Consider the following 22,007-nt stretch of genomic DNA (forward strand, 5'->3'; position numbering starts at 1 on the left):
GAAAGGCCCTGATGCCCAGGTGGGGGCGGGGCCCGCTCTCAGGGCAGCAGCGCGGCGTGGACGTGGGCGACCAGGTCGCCGACGGGCTGCCACGGGGTGTCGGTGGCCGCGTCGGCCTCCGTGCCGGAGACGAGCAGCATCAGCAGGGCGACGAACGCGGCGGCCGGGAGTGCGACGGCCCACCAGCGCAGGCGGATGTCCCCCGTTGAACGATTCGCGTGGGGGGCGGCCATGACGGGTCTCCCTCGGTCGGGCGCCGGGGTCAACTCTGTTCCCCGGCCGGTGAGTCCAACCTACGCAACGCGCCGGGCGCGGGCCCATCCGGTGAGCCACCCAGTCCCCCCTGAACCTGACCCCCTAGGGGACGGTGGGGCTGGCACCACCATGGGCCTTCGGGAGGCATCGGGAGGCGTCGGGGGAACGTCAGGGGGAGGCGATGATCGCGATCACGGCGATCACGACGCTGATGCCGAGCATGGCGCCGAGGATCTGGAGGAGCTTCCGCTGGCCGCCGGTGGGGTGGGGTTCGAGCGCTGGCATGCGGCCATTGTCCCATGGCCCACGCGTCCCACCTCAGTCGCCTTCGCCCCTCAGTCGCCGTCCTCCACGCGGCGGTCCCGCCCCGCGACGACGCCGACGGCGATCTGGACGGCCATGAGCCCGGCCATCACGGCGAGCGGCACGTCCCAGCCGCCGGTGGCCTCGTACAGGCTGCCGATGACCAGCGGCCCCGGGATGCAGATCAGGTAGCCGACGCTCTGGGCGAACGCGGAGAGGCGGGCGACGCCCGTGGCGCTGCGGGCGCGCAGGCCGATCATGGTGAGGGCGACGGGGAAGGCGCAGTTGGCGACGCCGAGGAAGACGGCCCAGACCCAGGCGCCCGACGCGGGGGCCAGCCACAGGCCCGCGTAGCCGACGAGGCCGCACGCGCCGAGCACGGCGACCAACGGGCCCTGGTGGCGCATGCGGGCGGCGACGCGCGGGACGACGAAGCCGAGCGGGCCGCCGAGGCCCATGACGAGGGCGAGCAGCAGCCCGGCCGTTCCCGCGCCGACGCCCGCGTCGCGGAAGATCTGGGAGGCCCAGCCGAGGGTGATGTAGGCGGCGGTGGCCTGGAGTCCGAAGAAGACGGCGAGCGCCCAGGCGGTGCGGGAGCGGGCCAGGGACGGCACGGGCGGCGCGGCGGCCGAGCCCGTTCCCCCTGCTCCCCGTCCCTCTCCTTCTCCTTCTCCCCCGCCCGCGCCGCCCTTTCGGAGCTCCGCGCGCCGGAAGGAGGGCCTGGCGGCGAGCCAGGGCAGCAGGGCGAGGGCGGTGACGACGGCCCACACGCCGATGCCGAGGCGCCAGCTGTCGCCGAGCGCGCCGGTCAGCGGGACGGTCATCGCGGCGGAGACGGCGGCGCCGAGCGCGGCGACGCCCGCGTAGACGCCGGTCATCGTGCCGATGCGGTCGGGGAACCAGCGCTTGACGAGCACGGGCATCAGAACGTTGCCCACGGCTATCCCGGCCAGCGCGACCGTCGTGGTCAGCAGGAACGGAACGGTCGTCGGCATGAGCGAGCGCAGCGCGAGCCCCACCGTGAGCGCCACGAGGCCCGCGATCACCACCGCGGCGGGCCCGAACCTGCGGGCCAGGCGCGGGGCGGCGAAGCCGAAGAGGCCGAAGCACAGGGCGGGCAGCGATGTGAGCAGCCCGGCGACGGTGCCGTTCATGCCGAGGTCGGCGCGGACCTCGGCGAGCACGGGGCCGAGCGAGGAGATGGCGGGCCTGAGGTTGAGCGCCGCCAGGATCAGCGCGAGGACGAGCCACGCGCGCCGCTGGCCGGATCCGGCCCCCCGCACGGCGTCGTGCGGTGGCCGCGGTGCGGGGGAAGTCTTCCGGAGAGTACGGTCATCCTTCGTCAACCCCATGCAACGCATCATAGAATCATGGGATGAATCCCTTGCCCGAGGGGTTCGGACATCCCGGGAGAGATATGTCACTTACCGCGCCCCGACGTTCGGCGCTGGCGGATCAGGTGATCAGCCAGCTGCGCCAGGAGATCACCTCGGGGGAGTGGCCGGTCGGCTCGCGCATCCCGACCGAGCCCGAGCTGGTCGAGCAGCTCGGCGTCGCGAGGAACACCGTGCGGGAGGCGATCCGGGCCCTGGCGCACAACGGGCTCCTGGACATCCGGCAGGGCTCGGGCACCTATGTGGTGGCCACGAGCGAGCTGGCCGGGGTGATGCACCGCAGGTTCGCCGACGCGGCCCCGCAGGACGTCGCCGAGATGCGCTCCACCCTCGAGGCGGGCGCGGCGCGGCTGGCCGCGCGGCGCTGCACCCCGCAGGAGCTGCGGCAGCTGGAGACGCTGCTCGGGCGGCGCGAGGCGGCGTGGGCCGACGGGGACGTGGAGCGCTTCGTCGAGGCGGACGCGACGTTCCACATGGCGGTGGTCAAGGCGTCGCACAACGAGGTGCTGACCGCGCTCTACGCCGATCTCGGCACGGTGGTGCGGTCGTTCCTGCGCGAGGAGGTGGGGGACGAGCTGCGCGCCGAGGACTATGTCGAGCACGCGGGCCTGGTGGCGGCGATCACCGCGGCGGACGCCGAGGCCGCCGCCACCGAGGCCGGCTCGTACGCGCTGATCTGCCGGGGGCTGATCCCGCGCGCGGCGGTGTGAGGGGCGGTGTGAGGGGCGGCCGGGCTCAGGAGCCGATCATGTGGACGCCGCCGTCCACGTGCACGATCTCGCCCGTGGTCTTCGGGAACCAGTCCGACAGCAGCGCGACCACGCCGCGCGCCGCGGGCTCGGGGTCGGCGAGGTCCCAGCCGAGGGGCGCGCGGTTGTCCCAGATGTCGGCCAGCTCGTCGAAGCCCGGGATGGACTTGGCGGCCATGGACTTCAGCGGGCCCGCGGAGACCAGGTTGACCCGGATGTCGCGGTCCCCCAGGTCGCGGCCGAGGTAGCGCGAGGTGGCCTCGAGGGCCGCCTTGGACACGCCCATCCAGTCATATTTGGGCCAGGCCACCTGGGCGTCGAAGTCGAGGCCCACGACCGAGCCGCCGCGGCGCTCGAGCAGCGGGAGCAGGGCCATCGTCAGGGACTTGAGGGAGAACGCCGAGACCTCGACGGCCGTGGCGACCGATTCCCAGCCGGTGTTCAGGAAGTTGCCGCCCAGGGCGTCCTGGGGCGCGAAGGCGATGGAGTGCACCACGCCGTCGAGGCCGATGCCCTCGCCGAGGTGCTCGGCGACGTTGGCGGCGAGGGAGTCGAGGTGCTCCTGGTTCTGCACGTCGAGCTCGATCACCGGCGCCTCCTTGGGCAGCCGCTGGGCGATGCGCTTCACCAGGCTCAGCCGGCCGAAGCCCGTGAGCACGACCTCGGCGCCCTCCATCTGCGCGAGCCGCGCGACGTGGAACGCGATCGAGGCGTCCGTGAGCACCCCGGTGACCAGGATGCGCTTGCCTGCGAGCAGTCCGTCCATGTGTCAGTGCCCCATGCCCAATCCGCCGTCAACCGGGATGACGGCTCCAGTGATGTACGCGGCCTCGTCCGAGGCCAGGAAGCGGACGGCCGCCGCGATCTCCGCGGGCTCGGCGTACCGGCCGAGCGGCACCTGGCCGACGATCTCGGCCTGCCGCTCCTCGGGGAGCGCCCTGGTCATGTCGGTGTCGACGAAGCCGGGGGCGACCACGTTGCACGTGATGTTGCGCGAGCCGAGCTCGCGGGCGAGGGAGCGCGCGAAGCCGACGAGGGCGGCCTTGCTCGCGGCGTAGTTGACCTGCCCGGCCGAGCCGAGGAGGCCCACGACCGAGGAGATCAGCACGACGCGGCCCGTGCGGGCGCGCAGCATGCCGCGCGCCGCGCGCTTGACCACGCGGAAGGTGCCGGTGAGGTTGGTGTCGAGGACGGCCTGGAAGTCCTCCTCGGACATCCGCAGGATCAACTGGTCGCGCGTGATCCCGGCGTTGGCGACGAGGACCTCGACGCGGCCGTGCGCGTCCTCGATCTCTTTGTATGCCTGCTCCACCTGTTCGGGGTCGGTGATGTCGCACTTCACCGCCAGGCAGCCCAGCTCGGCCAGCTCCTTCGGTGGCTCACCCGAGCGGTAGGTGATGGCGACCTGGTCGCCTGCGTCGGCGAGGGCACGGGCAATGGCCAGGCCGATCCCGCGATTTCCTCCGGTGACGAGTACCGAGCGGCTCAAGGGCCTGCCCTCCTTCTGCGTCAGGTGTTCCGGACAAACCTAGCCTCCCCGCGCCGCGCCCAGGGGGGCGGGGCGCGACAGGGGGGCCGCCGGGGATCTGTTGGTCCTCCACAACGCGGCCGCGGCGTCGCCGGGAGAGCGAGGGGCCGTGGCGGTGCCGAACGGGGGTGCGCCGGGCGGCCTTTGCCCGGGACACGGCGGGAGGTGGCGGGGCATGATCGTGCCGGGGTGACCACCGTCGCCGCCACCGCCGAGGACGGACGAACGCCGTGTCCGACGAACGCCGAGGACAGATGACCGCCGAGGACAGGAGACTCCGTGCCCAGATCCATCGATGAGACGTTCCTCGCGCTACCGCTGCGCCGCCTCGCCGACGCGGCGCTGGCCAGGGCGAGGGCGCTGGGGGCCGAGCACGCCGACTTCCGCTGCGAGCGGGTGCGCAGCGCCAACTGGGTGCTGCGCGACGCCAGGCCCGCGGGATCCGCCGACACCACCGACGTGGGGTACGCGGTGCGCGTCGTCCACGGCGGGAGCTGGGGGTTCGCCGCGGGCATCGACATGACGCCCGACGGCGCCGCGGCCGTGGCCGGGCAGGCGGTGGCGATGGCGCGGCTGTCCGCGAAGGTCATCGCCGCGGCGGGCTCGGACGGGCGGGTGGAGCTGGCGCCCGAGCCGTCGCACGGCGATCGGACGTGGGTCTCGTCCTACGAGGTCAACCCCTTCGACGTCCCCGACGGCGACAAGACCGCGCTGCTCGCCGACTGGAGCGCCGGGCTGCTTGGCGCCGAGGGCGTGAGCCATGTCATGGCGCGGCTGTGGGCGGTGCAGGAGAACAAGTTCTACGCCGACACCGCGGGCACCGTGACCACCCAGCAGCGCGTGCGGGTGCTGCCCGAGCTGACGGCGACCGCGGTGGACGCGGCCGGCGGGCGTTTCGACTCGATGCGGACGCTGGCGCCGCCGGTGGGCCGCGGCTGGGAGTATCTGCGGGGCACGGGCTGGGACTGGGACGCCGAGCTGGCCGAGCTGCCGGGCCTGCTGGCCGAGAAGATGGCCGCGCCGTCGGTGGAGCCGGGGCGTTACGACCTGGTCATCGACCCGTCGAACCTCTTCCTCACCATCCATGAGTCGATCGGCCACGCCACCGAGCTGGACCGGGCGCTCGGCTACGAGGCGGCGTTCGCGGGCACGTCGTTCGCCACGTTCGACCAGCTGGGCACGTTGCGCTACGGCTCGCCGCTGATGAATGTCACGGGCGACCGGACCGTCGAGCACGGCCTGGCGACCATCGGCTACGACGACGAGGGCGTGCGGACGCGGTCCTGGGACGTGGTCAGGGACGGCGTGCTCGTGGGCTACCAGATGGACCGGAGGACCGCCGCGCTCCAGGGCTTCGAGCGGTCCAACGGCTGCGCGTTCGCCGAGTCGTCCGCGCGCGTGCCGCTCCAGCGGATGGCCAACGTCTCGCTCCTGCCGGATCCCGAGGGGCCCGACACGGCGGGGCTGATCGACGGGGTCGAGCGGGGCATCCTCGTCGTCGGCGCGGGCTCGTGGTCGATCGACATGCAGCGCTACAACTTCCAGTTCACGGGGCAGCGCTTCTTCCGCGTCGAGAACGGCAGGCTCGCCGGTCAGCTGCGCGACGTGGCGTACCAGGCCAACACGACGGACTTCTGGGGGTCGATGGCGGCCGTCGGCGGGCCGGAGACCTATGTGCTGGGCGGCACGTTCATGTGCGGCAAGGCGCAGCCCGAGCAGGTCGCGGCCGTCTCGCACGGCTGCCCCGCGGCCCTGTTCCGTGACATCAGCGTCCTCAACACCACCCAGGAGTCGGGCAGATGAGCAGCGGAAGGCGTGGCGCCGACGCGCCGCACGAGATCGTCGAACGCGCCCTCGAGCTGTCCCGCGCGGACGGCGCGGTGGTGATCGTCGAGGAGACGTCGACGGCCCATCTGCGCTGGGCGGCCAACGCGCTGACCACCAACGGCGTGACGCGCGGGCGGCGGGTGACCGTGATCGCCACGGTGAACGGCGCCGAGGGCACAGCCGCCGGCGTGGTCGGCGGGACCGCGGTGGGCGCCGACGCGTTGGAGCCGCTGGTGCGCGCGGCCGAGGAGGCCGCGCGGCAGTCGCCGTCGGCCGAGGACGCACGGGCGCTGCTCGGGGGCGCGCCCGCGGGCGACTTCACGGCCGCGCCCGACGCGACGTCGGCGGCGGCGTTCGACGCGTTCGCGCCGGCGCTCGGTGAGACGTTCGCGCGGGCGCGCGCGGAGGGGCGCGAGCTGTTCGGCTTCGCGAACGACGAGGTGGTCTCCACCTATCTGGGTACCTCGGCCGGGCTGCGGCGGCGGCACGACCAGCACACGGGCCATGTGGAGCTCAACGCCAAGTCCCCCGACCGGCGGCGCTCGGCCTTCGTGACCGCGCCGACGGACGACTTCGCCGCCGTGGACCCCGCGGCGCTCGACGCGGACCTCGCGACGCGGCTGCGCTGGGCCGAGCGCCGGATCGACCTGCCCGCGGGGCGGTACGAGACGCTGCTGCCGCCGACGGCGGTGGCCGACCTGATCACCTATCTGTACTGGAACGCGGGCGCGCGCGACGCCCACGAGGGAAGGACCGTCTTCAGCGGCCGGGGCGGCGGGACGCGGGTGGGCGAGCGGCTCTCGCCGTTGCCCCTGACCCTGTCGAGCGACCCGGGCGCGCCCGGGGTGGCGGCGACGCCGTTCGTGGTGGCGCACTCGTCGACGGACACGTTCGTCCCCGCGCCTTCCGTCTTCGACAACGGGCTGCCGATCGGGCGGACCGAGTGGATCTCCGACGGCGTGCTGCGGCGGCTGCTGACCACCCGGCACACGGCGGAGCTGACCGGCCTCCCGGTGGCCCCGCTCACCGACAACCTGCTGCTCGACGCGGGCGGGACGCGCCCCCTGTCCGACCTGGTGGCCGACACCGGGCGCGGGCTGCTGGTCAGCACGCTGTGGTACATCCGCGAGGTGGACCCCAAGACGCTGCTGCTGACCGGGCTGACCAGGGACGGCGTCTACCTGGTGGAGGGCGGCGAGGTGGTCGGCGTGGTGAACAATTTCCGGTTCAACGAGTCACCCGTCGACCTCCTGTCCCGCGCCGTCGAGGCGAGCCGGGCCGAGCTGTGCCGCTCGCGCGAGTGGGGCGAGTACTTCCCGCGCACGTCGATGCCGACGCTGCGGGTGCCGGAGTTCAACATGAGCTCGGTGAGCCCCGGGGTCTGAGGGCTCAGGGCTCAGGGCTCGATGGTGAGCCAGGAGATCAGCCCGCCGTCCAGCGCGAAGCGGAAGCGCAGGTCGACCTGGCCGCCGGGGAAGTCGCCCGCCAGGTGGTGGGTGGCCATCCAGCGGTCGTCGCCCTCGTGGCGGGCGCCGGTCAGCTCGGTGGTGTACGTGTACTCCGACGCGGCCCGGTCGAGCCAGCGCGCGATGTCGGCGCCGCCCGTGTGGGTGGCGCCGTCGTCGGTCACGGTGGCGTCGGGCGCGAACAGCGCGAGCGCGGTCGGGGTGTCCCTGACACGGTGGGCCGCCAGGAAGCGGGTGACCGTCTCGGGCAGCTCCGCGGGGTCGATCGGCCGGCCGGTCATGGGAACTCCTCGACTGCTAAAGTGGAAGCTACTCACTTCGACTTTAGCAGTCACCTCGTCGCACCATCATCCCGGGAGGCCCCATGCCTGGCCGTGTCCGACTCGAGGATCGCGAGTGCCCGCTGTCCACGACCGTGGCGCGGGTCGGCGAGTGGTGGACGCTGCTGATCCTGCATGACGCGTTCGACGGCTACACACGCTTCGACCAGTTCCAGGCAAACCTGGGCATATCGTCCAGCATGCTGACCACGCGACTGAAGGCCCTGGTGGCCGACGGGATCCTGGAGCGCCGCCCGTACCGCGCGGGCCCCACGCGCCACGAGTACGTCCTGACCGACCTCGGCCGCTCGCTGCGCCCGGTCGTGGTGGCCCTGGCCGCCTGGGGGAACGCCAGGCTGGCCCCCGAGGAGCGCAGCATGATCCTGGTGGACGCCAGGACGGGCAACGAGGTCGAGCCGGTCGTCGTGGACGCCGCCACCGGGCGAGGGCTCGACGACAGCGAGGCGTTCGTCTTCGCCGCGGGGCCCGCGGCGAGCCCGGCGATGCGGGCGCGCTACCCCGGCGGCGTGGGCCGCGCGGGGGCCGCGGATTCCCCGGGCCCCGGCTGAGCCGCCGACCGTAGGATGGGCCACGTCCCAGCCCTCCCCCCGACTTCCAGGACTCAACGTGACACGCCTCGGCGACTCCGTGCAGCGCGCCCGCGCGCTGCTGACGCGGGACCTCTCCTCCGACACCACCGTCAGGCAGCTGCTCGAGGAGACCGGCGCACGGCGTTATCTGGACCTCGGCGACCTGTCGGCGGGCGAGCAGGCGGCGTTGATCGCCTCGCGCGCCGTCGACGTGCTGCCCTCGGTCGAGCGGCTCACCGAGCGCATCGGGGCCGCGCGGGCCACGGGGCGCGGGCTGCACGTCAAGCTGGGGATCGACCCGACCGCCGTGGACGTGCACCTGGGGCACGCGGTGCCGATCATCGTGCTCAGCCGGTTCCAGCGGATGGGCCACGACGTGACGCTGATCATCGGCGACATCACCGCCAAGATCGGGGACCCGACGGGCCGTTCGACCGAGCGCCCGCCGCTCACCGACGAGGACATCGCCAGGAACCTCGCCGGGTACCGCGAGCAGGTCAGGCCGTTCTTCGACTTCGAACGCGTCAGGTTCAGGCACAACAGCGAGTGGCTCGGCGAGATCGCGCTCCCCCGGCTGATCGGCGTCCTGGCCCAGGTCCCGGCCTCCGCGCTGCTCCAGCGCGACGACTTCCGCACGCGCCTCGAGGGCGGGCACGGGCTGAGCATGTCCGAACTGATCTACCCGGTGGCCATGGCGATCGACTCGGCGGAGATCGCGGCGGACGTGGAGCTCGGCGGCGTCGACCAGCTGCTCAACATGCAGATGGGCCGCCGCGTGATGGAGATCTACGGCCTGGAGCCGCAGGGCATCGTCAGCATGCCGCTCATCGAGGGCACCGACGGCTCGGGCGCCAAGATGTCCAAGTCCAAGGGAAACTACATCGGCCTGAACGCCACCCCCGACGACGTCTACGGCAAGGTCATGTCCATCCCCGACCGGCTGATGGAGCCTTATCTGCGGGCCTGGACCGAGTGGACCGACGAGGAGCTCGCGCTGGCGCTCGGCCGCCTCGCCGACTCCTCGCTGCACCCCATGGACCTCAAGAAGGTGCTCGCGGGCGAGGTCGTCACCGTGCTGCACGGCGTCGAGGCGGCGATGGCGGCCAGGGCGGGGTTCACCGCGCGGTTCTCGCGCCGGAGCTTCACCGAGGTCGAGGCGCTGCCCGAGCTGTCGCTCGCCGAGCACGGCGGCGAGGGCATCGCGACGCTGCTGACCAAGGTGCTCGGCTTCACGCCGAGCGCGTCGGCGGCCCGGCGGCTGGCCAAGCAGAACGGGCTGCGGCTCGTGCTCGAGACCGGCGAGGGCCAGAGCAGCGCCGTGCTGGCCGAGGCGGACGCGCTGCGCCCGCTCGGCGAGGTCATCGACGAGCGCCTCGCGGGGGCCGCCGAGCCGCCCAAGGGCGTCTACCTCAAGGCCGGGCGCAAGCTCGCCCAGGTCAGGGACGAGACAGGTCACGAGGCCCCGCCGCGCTCGGGCGCCGGGCACGAGGCGAGGCGGTGAGGCGATGCTCAGGCGAAGGGGCGCGGCCCAGGACCCCGCGGTCCACCGGATCACCGGGGCACGGCAGGGGCTCGCCGACGACGTCCGCGGGCGGCAGCGCCGCTATGTCATCTCGATGCTCGTGCGCACCGCCGCGGTGGTGCTGACGCTTCTGCTGTGGAACGTCAGCACGCCGCTCGCGGCGGTCACGCTCGTCCTGGGCGCCGTGCTGCCGTATGTGGCCGTCGTGGTGGCGAACGCGGGCCGCGAGAACGCCCCCTCGCTGCCGTCGACGTTCCTCGCCGACGGCGCCACGCGGTCGCTCCCGCCCGCGAACGAGGATCCTCACAAGCGGAGTTGACGCCTCCGACCTGGGAAGCTCGATAAATCCTCAGCTCAATTGGGCCGTTCCCCTGCGCCGATCGGTGCATTGCATGTCATACTTCAAGGGCGCTCCGTATCCCCCGTCGGAGCGACGATCCGACGCCGGGCGGCTCCCCCCGTGGCTGCCCGGCGTCGCTTCTTGTATTGCGGAGACGTCCTGGCGATTTCTTGAGGGTGTTGTATGGATTTCGTGTCGAACGAATCCGCCGCCGCTCCGTTGATCTGCTCGGCCAAGGGCTGCCGTGAGGCGGCCCTGTGGGTGCTGGCCTGGAACAATCCGAAGCTGCACACCCCCGAGCGCCGCAAGACGTGGCTGGCGTGTGAGGAGCACCGGGAGTATCTGTCGCGATTCCTCGGGGTGCGCGGCTTTCTCAAGGACGTGGTGCCGCTCGCCGAGTGGCGGTCGGCGTCCGGAGGTTAGGGGGTCCGCGGCTCCCCCGGCGGTCAGCCGCCGATCGCGGACATCGGGCGCTGCGGCTGGAGGAACTCCGGGTCGTCGAGGCCCGAGCCCGCCTTCTTGCCCCACATCGCCGCCCGCCAGCGCCCGGCCAGCTCGTCGTCGTCCGCGCCCGAGCGCAGCGCCCCGCGCAGGTCCGACTCCTCGCGCGCGAACAGGCAGCTGCGCACCTGGCCGTCGGCGGTCAGGCGGGTGCGGTCGCACGCGCGGCAGAACGGGCGCGTGACCGACGCGATGACGCCCACGCGGTGCGGCCCGCCGTCCACGAGCCACCGCTCGGCGGGCGCCGAGCCCCGGCTCTCGGCCTGCTCGGGGGTGAGCGCGAAGCGCGTCCGCAGCGACTCCAGGATCTGCTCGGCGGTGATCATGCGCTCCCGGTCCCAGCCGTGCTGGGCGTCGAGCGGCATCTGCTCGATGAACCGCAGCTCATACCCGTGCTCGACGGCCCAGGCGAGCAGCCCGGGGGCCTCCGTGTCGTTGAGCCCCGGCATCAGCACGGCGTTGACCTTGACCGGCGTCAACCCCGCCTCCCTCGCGGCCTCGAGGCCGCGCAGCACGTCGTCGAGGCGGCGGCGCCTGGTGATCCGCTCGAAGACGTCGGGGTCGGTGCTGTCGAGCGAGACGTTGACCCGGTCGAGGCCCGCCTCGCGCAGCGGCGCCGCGAGCCGGGCGAGGCCGATGCCGTTGGTCGTCAGGGACAGCCGGGGGCGCGGGGTCAGCGCGGCACAGCGCGCGACGATGCCCGTGAGCCCCCTGCGCAACAACGGCTCTCCCCCGGTGAACCGCACCTCCGTCACGCCGAGCCGGGTCACGGCGACGCCGACCAGGCGGACGATCTCGTCATCCGTGAGGAGCTCGGGCTTGTCGAGCCAGGCCAGCCCCTCTTCCGGCATGCAGTAGGTGCAGCGGAGGTTGCACCTGTCGGTCAGCGAGACCCGCAGATCGGTCGCGGTCCTGCCATAGGTGTCCAGCAGCATATTTCGCAGGGTACGGCACACGTGTGACAAATGACCCCGTTCACATCCGCACACCCGCGCCCTCGCGATCCCCCCCTCGCCGTTCGACGGGACGTCAACTCCGGGCGCCGGTACGGGCGCTGTCCGAACCTGGCCGTATCCTCGGGGACCATGCTCGAGAACCACCAGACGACCTTGGCCGGCATCCCCGACCAGCAGTCAGCAGGCGTTCCCTGGCCGCCGGCGTATCCGACCGGGTACGCCGTGGTGGACGTCGAGACCACCGGGCTGCGCAGGGAGGACCGCATCGTGTCCGCCGCGGTCTACCGGCTCACGGCCAAGGGCGAGGTGGAGGACCACTGGTACTCACCGGTGAACCCCCAACGCGACCCCGGGCCCGTGCACATCCACGGCCTCACCGCGGCGATGCTCGCGGACGCGCCGCTCTTCGCCGACGTGGCGGGGGAGTTCGCGGAGCGGCTCGCGGGCCGGGTGCTCGTGGCGCACAACGCCGTGTTCGACTGGACCATGATCGCCAGGGAGTTCGCCCGCACGGAGCGGACCGCGCCCGTCGAGCAGCGGCTGTGCACCATCGCGCTGTCCAAGGCGCTCGGGCTGCCGCTCGCGAACCACAGGCTGGAGTCGTTGGCGGCGTTCTTCGGCGTGACCCAGCGGCGGGCGCACCACGCGCTCGACGACGCGCGGGTCCTCGCCGAGGCGTTCAGGCCGAGCCTGCACCGGGCGGCGGCCAGGAAGCTGACGCTGCCGCTGCTGGCGTGCCGCGCGCTGAGCGAGTGGTCCGACCCGCCGACGGCGGCGTCGCCCTCGTCGTCAGGGGCGTCGTCGGCGGCGTGGCGGGGCGGCTGGCGGCAGTCGAAGCGGCGCCCGCCGTGCCCCTACCCCAACCCCGGGCGCTACGAGACGGGCGGGCGGCTGACGCAGGGGATGCGGGTGGCGTTCTCCGGGGACACGTCGGTGGACCGCGAGCTGCTCGAGGACCAGGCGTTCGAGGCCGGGTTGCACATCGCGACCAGCGTCTCGCGCCTCACCAGCCTGCTGGTCACCAACGACCCCGACGCCATGACGAGCAAGGTCGCCAAGGCGCGGACGTACGGCACGCCGGTGCTCGACGAGGCGGCGTTCACGCAGCTGCTGCGGGACGTGGCGCCGGGGCGCCGGACGCCCCCGGCGGCGGGCGACTGACCCCGTTCGGGTACGGTCGTGAGCTGTGTACCGCTTTCTGCTGTCCCGGCAGTGGGTGCTGCTCACCCTCGTCGCTCTGCTGCTGATCCCGGCCATGGTGTGGCTGGGCTTCTGGCAGCTGAACCGCCACGAGCAGCGGGTCGCGCGCAACGATCTGATCTCCACCAGCCTTGACGCGCCCCCCGTGCCGATGGCCGAGCTGACCGGGGTCGGCGGCGCGGTCGACCCCGACGACCGGTACCGGCCCGTGACGGCGACCGGGGTGTACGACACCGACCACGAGGTCGTGGTGCGCCAGCGCACGGACGGCGACGGGGTGGTCGGATACCACGTGCTGACGCCGCTGGTGCAGGCGGACGGCACGGGCGTGGTCGTCAATCGCGGCTGGATCCCGGCCGGTGACGACATCACGCGGATGCCCGAGGTACCGGGGCCGCCGTCCGGCGAGGTGACCGTGACGGGGCGGCTGATGGCCGACGAGTCCACGGGAACGACCGGCATCAGGGAGCGCTCGGGACTGCCCGACGGCATGGTCATGATGATCAGCAGCGCGGAGCGTGCGGAGGCGGCGGGGGTGCCGATGCTCGGCGGCCACCTGGAGCTGAGCGAGACATCCCCGGCCCTCGCGGAGGCGGAGGCGGCCGGGCAGCCGGAGATGCTGTCGGAGCCGGATCACACCGGGATCGGGGCGCACTTCGCGTACGCGGTGCAGTGGTGGCTCTTCGCGGCGGGGGTGCCGGTGGGGTGGGTGCTGCTGCTGCGGCGTGAGGTCGGTGACAGGCGCCTCCCGGCGGGTTCGCCTCCGGCGGGGGGTGGGGATTCGGGGTCGGTTCCCCGTGCTGCCTCTGGTGCGGTGCGGGCGGGTCTTCGCTAGGAGGGTGGCCGGTCCGCTTCGGTGGGGCGCGCCACGTTGCCGTCGTTCGCCACCTGCGGCCCGGCCTCCGGCCGGGGCCCTGTTTCCCCACCCACCCACCCTTTCCGCCTCCGGCGGAGGTGGACCCGCCCCCGGCGCGGAGGCCTTCCTTCGGCGGGAGGCAGGGCCGCCTCCGGCGGGGGGTGGCCCGCCTTCGGCGGGAGGGGGCAGGGCCGCCTCCGGCGGGGAGGCTTCGCGGGCGTCGGCCACTCACCCGGGCCAGTATCCGAACCGCCCGGCGGGGTCCGCCCCGTTACCCGCCCCCGGCGGAGGTGGACCCGCCCCCGGCAGGGAGGCTTCGCGGGCGTCGGCCACTCGCCCGGGCGAGCATCCGAACCGCCCGGCGGGATTCGCCCCGTTACCCGCCTCCGGCGGCAGGGGGCGCGGCCGCCGCGCCGTCGGACCCGGCGGGAGGCCGATCAGCTCACGCGTTCCACCGTGTGGCGCGACGGGCGGAGGTGGGTCTCCGTCGGGAGGGCCGGGAGGCCCGCCGAGGTGCGGGCGTGGTCCACGGCTTCCTCGTGCAAGCGCCGCACCACCTCGGCCGGGTGGGCCTGCGGGGTGAGCAGCAGGCCGACGCGCACGCGTGGGGCGTTGCGGCGGCCGGTCAGGGACACGCGGGCGCGGTCCACACCGGGGAACGTCTCGGCCTCGGCGGCGAGCACCTCCTCCACCGCCCTCCCCCGCAGCACCGCCCCCGCGCCGTCGCCGCTGTCGATCAGGATCTCCGCGAGCCGGGGCCGCCTGATCTGCGCGAGCAGCCACCACAGCGACAGCAGCATCAGCACCGAGAGGCCGCCGATGACCACGGGCCACCACCAGCCGAGGTGCGCGAACCGCGTCCGGTCCGTGTGCGTCAGCAACACGTCGTGCGGCGCCCGCCACGAGAACCCTGAGGGCAGCCACAGGCCCCAGCGGCGCGGCAGGTCGAGCGCCGCCGCGAGGGCCACCAGGCCGACGCCGATCAGCAGCAGCCCGAGCAGGGCCATCAGCACTCGGTTCACCGTGCGCAGCACGCCGCGTCACCGCCTCGCCGGTCGGCGCACATGGACGCTCAACGCCGGGGGCCTGGCCAGGCCGAGCTCCCTGATGCCGTGGTCGAGCACCGCGTCCAGATCCGCCTTGACCACGTCGAGCTCGCGGAAGTGCGCCTCCGCCAGCGCCCTGACCCGGCGGCGGCCCACCAGCACCCGCACGTCCCGCACGCCCGACACCTCCATCGCGCGGTCCCGCAGCACCACCGCCGCGGCGGAGCGTTCGATGCCTGAGCGCATGCCGTCGGCGTTCGCGCGCATCGGCAGCAGGCCGCGCATGCCCGGGCTGACCGCGAGCGCGATCAGCCACACGCCGAGCGCGACCGCCGCCACCGCGCCCGCCACCACCCACCCGTCGTCGAGGCGGCGGGTGGCCAGGTCGTCGGCAAGCGTGCGGCGCCAGGCCGCGACCGGGCGGTCGGCGCGCACGGAGACGATGTCGTAGAGCAGCATCCCCGACGCGATCAGCAGCGCCACGGCGAGCAGCGCGGCGGGGGCGCGGCGGACGGACCAGAACCGGCCCGCGGGGCCCGCGGGTTCGCTCACCGCACCCTCCCCGTGGCCTCGCCGTTGAAGTGCGGGGAGTACAGACGTTCAACGGAGACCGCCACATACGACGCCTCCATATCCGCCAACTCCTTGACGCGCAGGGTCACATGGCGCCGCACCGCGCCGCACTGCGCCCCGATGTCCGACGGGTAGCCGAGGGCGACGGCGACCTGGATCCCCGCCACCCCCGTGCCGCCCTCGGCGCCCGGCGGCCTGGTGACCACGGCCGTGGCGTGGGGCAGGTCGCCGTGCAGCCGCGGGGCGACGGGGCCCTGGCCCTCCGCGCGCAGCGCCTCACGCGCGGCCTGCACGGCGAGCTTCGCGACGACGCGCTCGGAGATCCGCGTCGCGCCCCGGTCCCGCGCGGGCACCTCGGGCTCGACGGCCCCCGCCTCCACCGTGTCCGTCACCCGGCCTTCACCGCCGCCGGTCGTCGTCGCGGTCCCTGAGCCGGAAGAAGTCTCCGGGCTCCAGGTCGCCGTCGACGAACCTGCCGACCACGAAGCCGATCGTGCCCAGCGCCGCCACCAGCAGAAAGGCCCCGAATCCACCGAAGTACGTGGCGAAGCCCAGCGCCATGCCGGCGATCATGCCGACCACAGCCATGCTCATGATGTGCTCCTGGCTCCCGCTCCGTCCCCGCTACTGCAACGGAGGCCGCTCGTCGTCGTCCTCCTCGCCCTCGGGGAGGTTGACGTCGCCGACGTTGATGTTGACCTCGACGACCTCGAGACCGGTCATCCGTTCCACCGCCGCGATCACGTTCTCCCGTACCGTACGGGAAACGTCGGCGATGGAAACGCCGTACTCCACAACGATTTCGAGATCGAGCGCGGTCTGGACCTCGCCGACCTCCGCCTTGACGCCGCGCGTCGCCGACTTGCTCGCGCCCGGCACCCGATCCCTGACCGCGCCGAACGTACGGGCGAGCCCACTGCCCATCGCGTGCACGCCCACCACGTCACGCGCCGCCATCCCGGCGATCTTGGCCACCACACCGTCGGCGATCGTCGTCCGGCCCCGCGTCGCGGGGTCCCCGGTGCCACGCCGGGTCCCCAGCTGCTTGCCCGGCGCGTCGATCGTCGTGGTGCTGGTGGTGCTCGTGCCCTGCTCCGTACCGGTGTCGGTCACTGCGCCTTCACCCCTTTCCGAATGCCACAGTAAGCGTGTCCTCGGACACGCGACATACGAGATCCTGTTACCCAGCCCCGGCCGATTGAGTACGACCGGGTGAGAACAGAGAGTAAAGGTCATGGGTGCGGACCCGCTGAGTGCCGCCGTGCGGCGGCAGTTGAGTCTCGGCAGGCTGGTGCCGCTCGGGCCGCCCGAGGGCGGGGTCGGCGCCTGGCTGGCCGAACGAGCCGCGCGTCCGGTGCTGCGTTCGGCGGCCGAGGATGTCCCCGGCGTCGCCGTCGAGCGGATCGACATCACGCCCGCCGCGGACGGCGGCGCCTGGCCCGGCGAAGGCCCGCCCGGCGAAGCCCCGCCCGGCGAGCTCGCCGTTCCGCCGCCGCCGAGCGGGCTGCCGCCGGGCCCTCTGCGCATCGGCGCGGGCATCGCCACGGGCCTTGACCGGCCGCTGCCCGAGTACGCGGACGAGGTGCGCGCGGCCCTGGCGTGGGCGGCGGACGAACGGCTCGGCCTGGCCGTGGCGTTCGTCGACTGCGAGGTGACGGGCCTGCTCGGGGACGGCGAACGCCCGCCCCCCGCGGGCGGGGTGGCCGAGGCGGGCGAGGCGGCCGGGGACGCCGACGAGCCGGTGCCCGCGCTCGGCGCGGGGCCCGCCGCCGACGTGGCCGTGGCGATCCTGTCCGTGCCGGGTGTGCGCGCGCTTTCGGCCGCGCTCGGCGGGCCCGCCTCGGCCCTGACGGTCGACGAGGACCTGATCAGGTGTCAGCTCGTGGTCGCCCCCGACCGCCGCGCCCGCGACGTGGCGCTCGCGGCGGGGCGGGCCGCGGCGGAGGCGGCGCCCGGCGCGCCCCGGGTCAGCGTGCTGGTGACCCGCACCGGGGCGCGGCGCCCCGGCTGAGCCTCACTCGCCGAGACCCGCCAGGGCCCGCAGCCGCCTCGCCTGGGCGGCGCGCTCGTGGGCGCGCTGCTCGTCGTAGGAGTGGTCGACGGCGGAGCGCAGCAGCGCCTTGGTCTCGATCAACGCGTCGCGGTCCGTGGCCAGCAGGGCGGCGGTGAGGTCGGCCGTGGCGGCGGGCAGCTCGGCGGCGGGGACGACGAGATTGGCCAACCCGACGCGTTCGGCCTCGGCGGCGTGGACCGCGCGGCCCGTCGCGCAGATCTCCAGGGCGCGGGCGTAGCCCACCAGGGAGACCAGCGGCTGGGTGCCGCCCAGGTCGGGGACGAGGCCGAGCGATGTCTCGCGCATGGCGAACCGCGCGTCGTCCGCGCAGATCCGCAGGTCGCACGCGAGCGCGAGCTGGAAGCCCGCGCCGATGGCGTGGCCCTGGACGGCGGCGACGCTCAGCAGGTCGCTCCTGCGCCACCATGTGAACGCCTCCTGGAACGTCGCGATGGCCGCGTCCACCTCGGCGTCGGACGCGCGCGCCAGGTCGGCGAAGGAGAGATCGCCCTCGATGCCCTCGGGGGTGAAGGCGCGGCGGTCGAGCCCGGCCGAGAACGAGGCGCCATCGGCGCGCAGCACGACCACCCTCACCTCGCCGGGCAGCCGCCGACCGACCTCGGCGAGGGCCCGCCACATGGCGGGCGTCTGCGCGTTGCGCTTGGCCGCGCGGGTCAGCGTGACGGTCGCCACGGCCTCGTGGACCGTGGCGTGGACTCCGTCCGTGTCGAGCAGGCTCATCGCGGCCTCCGGTGGTGGTTACTCGGCGGTAATGCTGTCCGCAGGGTAACGCTCCACCGGACCCGTCGTGCGCTCAGGGGGTGGGGGCCGCCTTCTTGCCACGGGTGGCGCCGCCCCGGCCGCGCAGGGTCACGTCGGCCTCGCTCAGCATGCGGTGCACAAAGCCGTACGACCTGCCGGTCTCCTCGGCCAGGGCCCGAATGCTCGCTCCCGACTCGTACTTCTGCTTAAGGTCTGCCGCGAGCCTCTCGCGCGCGGCGCCGGTCACCCGGCTGCCCTTCTTCAGAGTCTCGGCCACTCGTGCCTCCTCGTGCGAAGTGCGCTCTGCCCTCTCATGATCACCCCTATCCCGCTTCCTGGCCACCCATTCACCGAGGTCGGTACGACAAGCGGACAGCGCGCATCCGGTCGCCCCAGGCGTGGACGGCGGGGGCGGGATCGTTCCACGGGGCAAACGGGCAGGTCAGCGCGGACGGGCACGCCCCGCCCCGCGGCGCGGGGCGACACGCGGGGATACGTCAGGGCTCACTCAGATGAATGATCAAGCGTCGGCCGAATGATCCACCGGACATGATCACAAACGGTGGACACGCGGGCGTCAGGCCAGCGCGACCAGGTCCGCGTAGTCGGCGCTCCAGAGGTCCTCGACGCCGTCGGGCAGCAGGATGATGCGCTCGGGCTGGAGCGCGTCCACGGCGCCCTCGTCGTGCGTGACGAGGACGACCGCGCCGGTGAAGCCGCGCAGCGCGCCCAGGATCTCCTCGCGGCTCGCGGGGTCGAGGTTGTTCGTCGGCTCGTCGAGCAGCAGGACGTTGGCCGACGAGACGACGAGCGTGGCCAGGGCGAGCCGGGTCTTCTCGCCGCCGGAGAGCACGGCCGCCGGCTTGTCGACGTCGTCGCCCGAGAACAGGAACGAGCCCAGCGTCTTCCTGATGTCGACCATGTCCATGTCGGGGGCGGCCGAGCGCATGTTCTCAAGAACGGTGCGGTCGGCGTCGAGCGTCTCGTGCTCCTGCGCGTAGTACCCGAGCTTGAGGCCATGGCCCGGGGCGACCTCGCCCGTGTCGGGCTTCTCGATCCCGGCGAGCAGCCGCAGCAGGGTCGTCTTGCCCGCGCCGTTGAGGCCCAGGATCACGACGCGTGAGCCCTTGTCGATGGCCAGCGAGACATCCGTGAAGATCTCGAGCGAGCCGTACGACTTGGACAGCGACGCCGCGGTCAGCGGGGTCTTGCCGCAGGGCGCGGGGTCGGGGAAGCGCAGCTTGGCGACCTTGTCGCGCTGGCGCTCCTCCTCGAGCCCGGAGAGCAGGCGCTCGGCGCGGCGCGCCATGTTCTGGGCGGCGGTGGCCTTGGTGGCCTTGGCGCGCATCTTGTCGGCCTGGGCGTTGAGCGCGGCGGCCTTCTTCTCGGCGTTGGCCCGCTCGCGCCTGCGGCGCTTCTCGTCGGCCTCGCGCTGGACCTGGTACTGCTTCCAGCCCATGTTGTAGACGTCGATCTGTGATCGGTTGGCGTCCAGGTAGAACACCTTGTTGACCACGGTCTCGATCAGGGCGATGTCGTGGGAGATCACCACGAGACCGCCCCTGTATGTCTTGAGGAAGTCCCGCAGCCAGACGATCGAGTCGGCGTCCAGGTGGTTGGTCGGCTCGTCGAGCAGCAGGGTGTCGGCGTCCGAGAAGAGGATGCGGGCCAGCTCGACGCGGCGGCGCTGGCCGCCGGAGAGCGTGTGCAGCGGCTGGCCGAGCACCCGGTCGGGCAGCCCGAGGCTGGCGGCGATCGTCGCGGCCTCGGCCTCGGCGGCATAGCCGCCCTTGGTGAGGAACTCGGTCTCGAGACGCTCGTATCTCCGCATCGCGCGGTCGCGGACGGCGCCCTCGCCGTTGGCCATCCGGTCTTCGTTCTCCCGCATGCCGCGCAGCACGGTGTCGAGGCCGCGGGCGGCCAGGATGCGGTCGCGGGCGAGGGTCTCGAGGTCGCCGGTGCGCGGGTCCTGCGGCAGATAGCCGACCTCGCCGCCGCGCGTGATGGTCCCGCCCGCGGGGATGCCCTCCCCCGCGAGGCACTTGGTGAGGGTGGTCTTGCCTGCGCCGTTGCGCCCGACCAGGCCGATGCGGTCGCCCTTGGCGATGCGGAACGACGCGGACTCGATGAGGACGCGGGCGCCGGCGCGTAGCTCGACGCCGGATGCGGTGATCACGGACGGACTCCAGGTGGCGATGGGACAACGTGCGGGTCTTGGCTGGTGTGGGTCGTACGCCCGCTAACGCACGAGGAGCGAGAAGTCCATGGGGTCATTCTAACGGCGTTGCACAACCCGTTTTCCGGCCGCCTGTCCACCCGGGGCGCGGCCATGGGTCAGGCGCCGCCGGTGTGGACCTGGAACGCCGCGCGCCTGACGCGTTTCGCCACGGCGGGGTCGGGGTGGGCCGCCGCCAGGGCGAGCAGCACCTGCACGGTGCGGGGGTGGCCGCAGGTGCGGATCTCGTTGACCAGTTCGACCACGGACGGCTGCGGGGCGGCGTCGACGTGGTCGAGCAGGACGCGGTCGGCGCCGTGCTCGTGGGCGGCCGACGCGGTGTCCACCCACAGCCAGGTCTCCTCGGCGCGGGTGAGGACGCCATGGGCGGAGTCGGTGTGGTCGCGCGGGTCGCCCTCCTCGTGGTCGGCGAGCCACAGCAGGGCGTAGGGGCGCAGCACGGGCTCGTCGGCGGCGGCGCGTATCGCCGGGAGGGCGGGGGCGCCGACGACGCGCAGCGCCTCGAACGCGAGGCCGCGGATCAGGGCGTCCTCCCCGCGGGCGGCGTTCAGCAGCTCGGTGACGGCGGGGCCCGAGGGGCGCACGGCGAGCCAGGCGCGGTACTCGGCGCGGGCGGGCCCTGGGGTGAGGTTGGCGCAGCCGCGGAGCATGGCGACGGCGGACTGCTCGATGTTCCCCGCGGGGCTCTGGGCGGCGATGCAGATGTGCTCGAGCTTGGTCCACATCGCCCAGCTGCCCAGCTCGGTGAGGCGGGCCCGCTCGGGGTGGTGGCTGCGCGCGTGCAGGGTGAGGGCGCCGACGGACGAGAGGGTGTCCAGGGCCCAGCCGAGGAGGCGCACCACCTCGGCGGTGTCGCGCTCGGCGGCGTCCCGCTCCGCCGGGTCGCGGTCGGCGCGCAGCTCGGAGATCCGTCGGCGCAGCAGGTCGATCAGCCCGGCCCCGGTGACGGGCCCGTCGGAGAGCTGCATGACCGAGAGCAGCTGCGGAACGGCGGCCACGACGTCGGCCAGCGTGCCGGGGTCGGCGTCCGGGGGCGCCGGGCGGGCCAGGGACCACGCGTCGAACAACGCCACCCAGCCGCGCAGCGCCGCCGTGTCGTCGCGGTCCCACGCGCGCAGCCGCCAGCCCGCGCGCACGGGGGCCGAGGCGGCGCTGTGCTCGACGAGCCCGGCGAGGCGGGCGCGGCCCCAGTGCTCGCGCACCTGGGTGGGCGTCAGGCCCAGCTCGTCGGCGGCGCGCTCGGCGGCGGCGTCGGGCGAGGTCCCGGTGCGTTCGGCCCAGTGGGCCAGGCGCACGGCGTCGGCCAGGATGGCGCGGGCGCGCCGGGCGAGCTCGTCCTGGGGGGCGACGCCCTTGGGGGGTGTGGGGGCCCTCCTTCCGGCCGACGCGCGTCTGCCCGCCGCGGCGCGTTGGGTGGGTGTCTGAGGGACAAGTCGCAACCGGGGCTCACGCGGAGTTCGGGACGTCACGGCAGCAGTCTCACCGGTCGGGCCGCGAAAGCCCAAACCCCCCGCCCAGCGGGGTACATGA

At 73.6% G+C, this 22,007-nt stretch carries 26 protein-coding genes; 10 read left to right on the top strand and 16 right to left on the bottom strand.

Annotation, left to right across the window (positions count from 1 at the left end):
* Window positions 1–38 precede the first annotated feature (38 nt).
* The 3 genes from D7318_RS29855 to D7318_RS29860 all read right to left on the bottom strand — a co-directional run bounded on the left by D7318_RS29855 (window position 39) and on the right by D7318_RS29860 (window position 1,910).
* Window positions 39–233 (bottom strand): hypothetical protein, encoded by a 195-nt coding sequence (locus D7318_RS29855; protein WP_120700372.1) that lies wholly within the window; start codon window positions 231–233, stop codon window positions 39–41.
* A gap of 190 nt (window positions 234–423) precedes the next feature.
* Complete coding sequence (locus tag D7318_RS34700) at window positions 424–540, bottom strand: SGM_5486 family transporter-associated protein (protein ID WP_268987370.1); 117 nt, start codon at window positions 538–540, stop codon at window positions 424–426.
* 50 nt (window positions 541–590) lie between these two features.
* Window positions 591–1,910: a CynX/NimT family MFS transporter gene (locus tag D7318_RS29860; RefSeq protein ID WP_408055560.1), complete on the bottom strand. Its 1,320-nt coding sequence runs from the start codon at window positions 1,908–1,910 to the stop codon at window positions 591–593.
* Between the two features lie 65 nt (window positions 1,911–1,975).
* On the opposite strand from D7318_RS29860, the gene D7318_RS29865 reads away from it, so the two are divergent.
* Complete coding sequence (locus D7318_RS29865) at window positions 1,976–2,662, top strand: FadR/GntR family transcriptional regulator (protein ID WP_120700373.1); 687 nt, start codon at window positions 1,976–1,978, stop codon at window positions 2,660–2,662.
* A 25-nt stretch (window positions 2,663–2,687) separates the two neighbouring features.
* Here D7318_RS29865 and fabI read toward each other — a convergent pair whose 3' ends face one another.
* Together fabI and fabG are read right to left on the bottom strand one after the other, a co-directional pair.
* A complete protein-coding gene (gene fabI, locus D7318_RS29870) occupies window positions 2,688–3,467 on the bottom strand; it encodes an enoyl-ACP reductase FabI (protein WP_120700374.1) in 780 nt (259 codons plus the stop codon).
* Between the two features lie 3 nt (window positions 3,468–3,470).
* A complete protein-coding gene (fabG, locus tag D7318_RS29875; RefSeq protein WP_113687576.1) occupies window positions 3,471–4,190 on the bottom strand; it encodes a 3-oxoacyl-[acyl-carrier-protein] reductase in 720 nt (239 codons plus the stop codon).
* A 318-nt stretch (window positions 4,191–4,508) separates the two neighbouring features.
* Between fabG and D7318_RS29880 the strand changes: the two genes are divergently transcribed.
* Window positions 4,509–6,032 (top strand): TldD/PmbA family protein, encoded by a 1,524-nt coding sequence (locus D7318_RS29880; protein ID WP_120700375.1) that lies wholly within the window; start codon window positions 4,509–4,511, stop codon window positions 6,030–6,032.
* Window positions 6,029–7,441, top strand: a complete 1,413-nt coding sequence (locus D7318_RS29885) for a metallopeptidase TldD-related protein (RefSeq protein ID WP_120700376.1) — start codon at window positions 6,029–6,031, stop codon at window positions 7,439–7,441. Before D7318_RS29880 ends, D7318_RS29885 begins: the two co-directional genes overlap by 4 nt.
* An 11-nt stretch (window positions 7,442–7,452) precedes the next feature.
* Here D7318_RS29885 and D7318_RS29890 read toward each other — a convergent pair whose 3' ends face one another.
* On the bottom strand, window positions 7,453–7,803 hold the full coding sequence (locus D7318_RS29890) for a nuclear transport factor 2 family protein (RefSeq protein WP_183091669.1): 351 nt from the start codon (window positions 7,801–7,803) through the stop codon (window positions 7,453–7,455).
* An 83-nt stretch (window positions 7,804–7,886) separates the two neighbouring features.
* Here D7318_RS29890 and D7318_RS29895 point away from each other — a divergent pair, with 83 nt between their 5' ends.
* The 4 genes from D7318_RS29895 to D7318_RS29910 all read left to right on the top strand — a co-directional run bounded on the left by D7318_RS29895 (window position 7,887) and on the right by D7318_RS29910 (window position 10,717).
* Complete coding sequence (locus D7318_RS29895; RefSeq protein ID WP_120700377.1) at window positions 7,887–8,411, top strand: winged helix-turn-helix transcriptional regulator; 525 nt, start codon at window positions 7,887–7,889, stop codon at window positions 8,409–8,411.
* Between the two features lie 58 nt (window positions 8,412–8,469).
* On the top strand, window positions 8,470–9,933 hold the full coding sequence (gene tyrS / locus D7318_RS29900; RefSeq protein WP_120700378.1) for a tyrosine--tRNA ligase: 1,464 nt from the start codon (window positions 8,470–8,472) through the stop codon (window positions 9,931–9,933).
* Between the two features lie 4 nt (window positions 9,934–9,937).
* Entirely contained in the window at window positions 9,938–10,273 is a 336-nt protein-coding gene (locus D7318_RS29905; RefSeq protein ID WP_120700379.1) for a DUF3099 domain-containing protein, read from the top strand.
* Window positions 10,274–10,477: 204 nt separating this feature from the next.
* Complete coding sequence (locus tag D7318_RS29910; RefSeq protein WP_120700380.1) at window positions 10,478–10,717, top strand: hypothetical protein; 240 nt, start codon at window positions 10,478–10,480, stop codon at window positions 10,715–10,717.
* Between the two features lie 23 nt (window positions 10,718–10,740).
* Here the strand turns inward: D7318_RS29910 and moaA are convergent, their stop codons facing one another.
* Complete coding sequence (gene moaA / locus D7318_RS29915) at window positions 10,741–11,730, bottom strand: GTP 3',8-cyclase MoaA (RefSeq protein ID WP_120700381.1); 990 nt, start codon at window positions 11,728–11,730, stop codon at window positions 10,741–10,743.
* 150 nt (window positions 11,731–11,880) lie between these two features.
* Between moaA and D7318_RS29920 the strand changes: the two genes are divergently transcribed.
* Complete coding sequence (locus tag D7318_RS29920; RefSeq protein ID WP_120700382.1) at window positions 11,881–12,912, top strand: DEDDh family exonuclease; 1,032 nt, start codon at window positions 11,881–11,883, stop codon at window positions 12,910–12,912.
* Between the two features lie 25 nt (window positions 12,913–12,937).
* A complete protein-coding gene (locus D7318_RS29925) occupies window positions 12,938–13,786 on the top strand; it encodes an SURF1 family cytochrome oxidase biogenesis protein (RefSeq protein ID WP_120700383.1) in 849 nt (282 codons plus the stop codon).
* Window positions 13,787–14,244: 458 nt separating this feature from the next.
* Here the strand turns inward: D7318_RS29925 and amaP are convergent, their stop codons facing one another.
* Genes amaP through D7318_RS29950 form a run of 5 tightly spaced genes read right to left on the bottom strand, consistent with a single transcriptional unit; the run spans window position 14,245 to window position 16,488 of the window.
* On the bottom strand, window positions 14,245–14,841 hold the full coding sequence (gene amaP, locus D7318_RS29930; protein ID WP_120700384.1) for an alkaline shock response membrane anchor protein AmaP: 597 nt from the start codon (window positions 14,839–14,841) through the stop codon (window positions 14,245–14,247).
* A 6-nt stretch (window positions 14,842–14,847) separates the two neighbouring features.
* A complete protein-coding gene (locus D7318_RS29935; protein ID WP_120700385.1) occupies window positions 14,848–15,405 on the bottom strand; it encodes a DUF6286 domain-containing protein in 558 nt (185 codons plus the stop codon).
* Window positions 15,402–15,818: an Asp23/Gls24 family envelope stress response protein gene (locus D7318_RS29940; protein WP_120700386.1), complete on the bottom strand. Its 417-nt coding sequence runs from the start codon at window positions 15,816–15,818 to the stop codon at window positions 15,402–15,404. Before D7318_RS29940 ends, D7318_RS29935 begins: the two co-directional genes overlap by 4 nt.
* A gap of 7 nt (window positions 15,819–15,825) precedes the next feature.
* Window positions 15,826–16,020: a hypothetical protein gene (locus D7318_RS29945; protein WP_120700387.1), complete on the bottom strand. Its 195-nt coding sequence runs from the start codon at window positions 16,018–16,020 to the stop codon at window positions 15,826–15,828.
* Between the two features lie 30 nt (window positions 16,021–16,050).
* Window positions 16,051–16,488 (bottom strand): Asp23/Gls24 family envelope stress response protein, encoded by a 438-nt coding sequence (locus D7318_RS29950; RefSeq protein ID WP_113687623.1) that lies wholly within the window; start codon window positions 16,486–16,488, stop codon window positions 16,051–16,053.
* Window positions 16,489–16,660: 172 nt separating this feature from the next.
* On the opposite strand from D7318_RS29950, the gene D7318_RS29955 reads away from it, so the two are divergent.
* Window positions 16,661–17,437: a nucleopolyhedrovirus P10 family protein gene (locus D7318_RS29955; protein WP_120700388.1), complete on the top strand. Its 777-nt coding sequence runs from the start codon at window positions 16,661–16,663 to the stop codon at window positions 17,435–17,437.
* 3 nt (window positions 17,438–17,440) lie between these two features.
* Here D7318_RS29955 and D7318_RS29960 read toward each other — a convergent pair whose 3' ends face one another.
* The 4 genes from D7318_RS29960 to D7318_RS29975 form a co-directional block, all read right to left on the bottom strand.
* Window positions 17,441–18,220, bottom strand: a complete 780-nt coding sequence (locus D7318_RS29960; RefSeq protein WP_120700389.1) for an enoyl-CoA hydratase/isomerase family protein — start codon at window positions 18,218–18,220, stop codon at window positions 17,441–17,443.
* Window positions 18,221–18,293: 73 nt separating this feature from the next.
* The gene (locus D7318_RS29965; RefSeq protein WP_049578499.1) at window positions 18,294–18,518 is read right to left on the bottom strand and encodes a helix-turn-helix domain-containing protein; all 225 of its coding nucleotides are present in this window, start codon (window positions 18,516–18,518) and stop codon (window positions 18,294–18,296) included.
* A 300-nt stretch (window positions 18,519–18,818) separates the two neighbouring features.
* Window positions 18,819–20,417 (bottom strand): ABC-F family ATP-binding cassette domain-containing protein, encoded by a 1,599-nt coding sequence (locus D7318_RS29970; RefSeq protein WP_120700390.1) that lies wholly within the window; start codon window positions 20,415–20,417, stop codon window positions 18,819–18,821.
* A gap of 158 nt (window positions 20,418–20,575) precedes the next feature.
* Complete coding sequence (locus D7318_RS29975; RefSeq protein WP_120700391.1) at window positions 20,576–21,946, bottom strand: hypothetical protein; 1,371 nt, start codon at window positions 21,944–21,946, stop codon at window positions 20,576–20,578.
* Window positions 21,947–22,007 lie beyond the last annotated feature (61 nt).

Source organism: Streptomyces radicis (assembly GCF_003626575.1).
Classification (GTDB): domain Bacteria; phylum Actinomycetota; class Actinomycetes; order Streptomycetales; family Streptomycetaceae; genus Streptomyces; species Streptomyces radicis.

Bases quoted from the DNA above. Each gene is read 5' to 3' on its own strand.
- D7318_RS29895 (WP_120700377.1), top strand. From the start codon at position 7,887: ATGCCTGGCCGTGTCCGACTCGAGGATCGCGAGTGCCCGCTGTCCACG.
- fabI (WP_120700374.1), bottom strand. From the start codon at position 3,467: ATGGACGGACTGCTCGCAGGCAAGCGCATCCTGGTCACCGGGGTGCTC.
- D7318_RS34700 (WP_268987370.1), bottom strand. From the start codon at position 540: ATGCCAGCGCTCGAACCCCACCCCACCGGCGGCCAGCGGAAGCTCCTC.
- D7318_RS29885 (WP_120700376.1), top strand. From the start codon at position 6,029: ATGAGCAGCGGAAGGCGTGGCGCCGACGCGCCGCACGAGATCGTCGAA.
- D7318_RS29960 (WP_120700389.1), bottom strand. From the start codon at position 18,220: ATGAGCCTGCTCGACACGGACGGAGTCCACGCCACGGTCCACGAGGCC.
- D7318_RS29855 (WP_120700372.1), bottom strand. From the start codon at position 233: ATGGCCGCCCCCCACGCGAATCGTTCAACGGGGGACATCCGCCTGCGC.
- D7318_RS29945 (WP_120700387.1), bottom strand. From the start codon at position 16,020: ATGAGCATGGCTGTGGTCGGCATGATCGCCGGCATGGCGCTGGGCTTC.
- D7318_RS29955 (WP_120700388.1), top strand. From the start codon at position 16,661: ATGGGTGCGGACCCGCTGAGTGCCGCCGTGCGGCGGCAGTTGAGTCTC.
- moaA (WP_120700381.1), bottom strand. From the start codon at position 11,730: ATGCTGCTGGACACCTATGGCAGGACCGCGACCGATCTGCGGGTCTCG.
- D7318_RS29920 (WP_120700382.1), top strand. From the start codon at position 11,881: ATGCTCGAGAACCACCAGACGACCTTGGCCGGCATCCCCGACCAGCAG.
- D7318_RS29860 (WP_408055560.1), bottom strand. From the start codon at position 1,910: ATGGGGTTGACGAAGGATGACCGTACTCTCCGGAAGACTTCCCCCGCA.
- D7318_RS29890 (WP_183091669.1), bottom strand. From the start codon at position 7,803: ATGACCGGCCGGCCGATCGACCCCGCGGAGCTGCCCGAGACGGTCACC.
- D7318_RS29905 (WP_120700379.1), top strand. From the start codon at position 9,938: ATGCTCAGGCGAAGGGGCGCGGCCCAGGACCCCGCGGTCCACCGGATC.
- D7318_RS29865 (WP_120700373.1), top strand. From the start codon at position 1,976: ATGTCACTTACCGCGCCCCGACGTTCGGCGCTGGCGGATCAGGTGATC.
- D7318_RS29910 (WP_120700380.1), top strand. From the start codon at position 10,478: ATGGATTTCGTGTCGAACGAATCCGCCGCCGCTCCGTTGATCTGCTCG.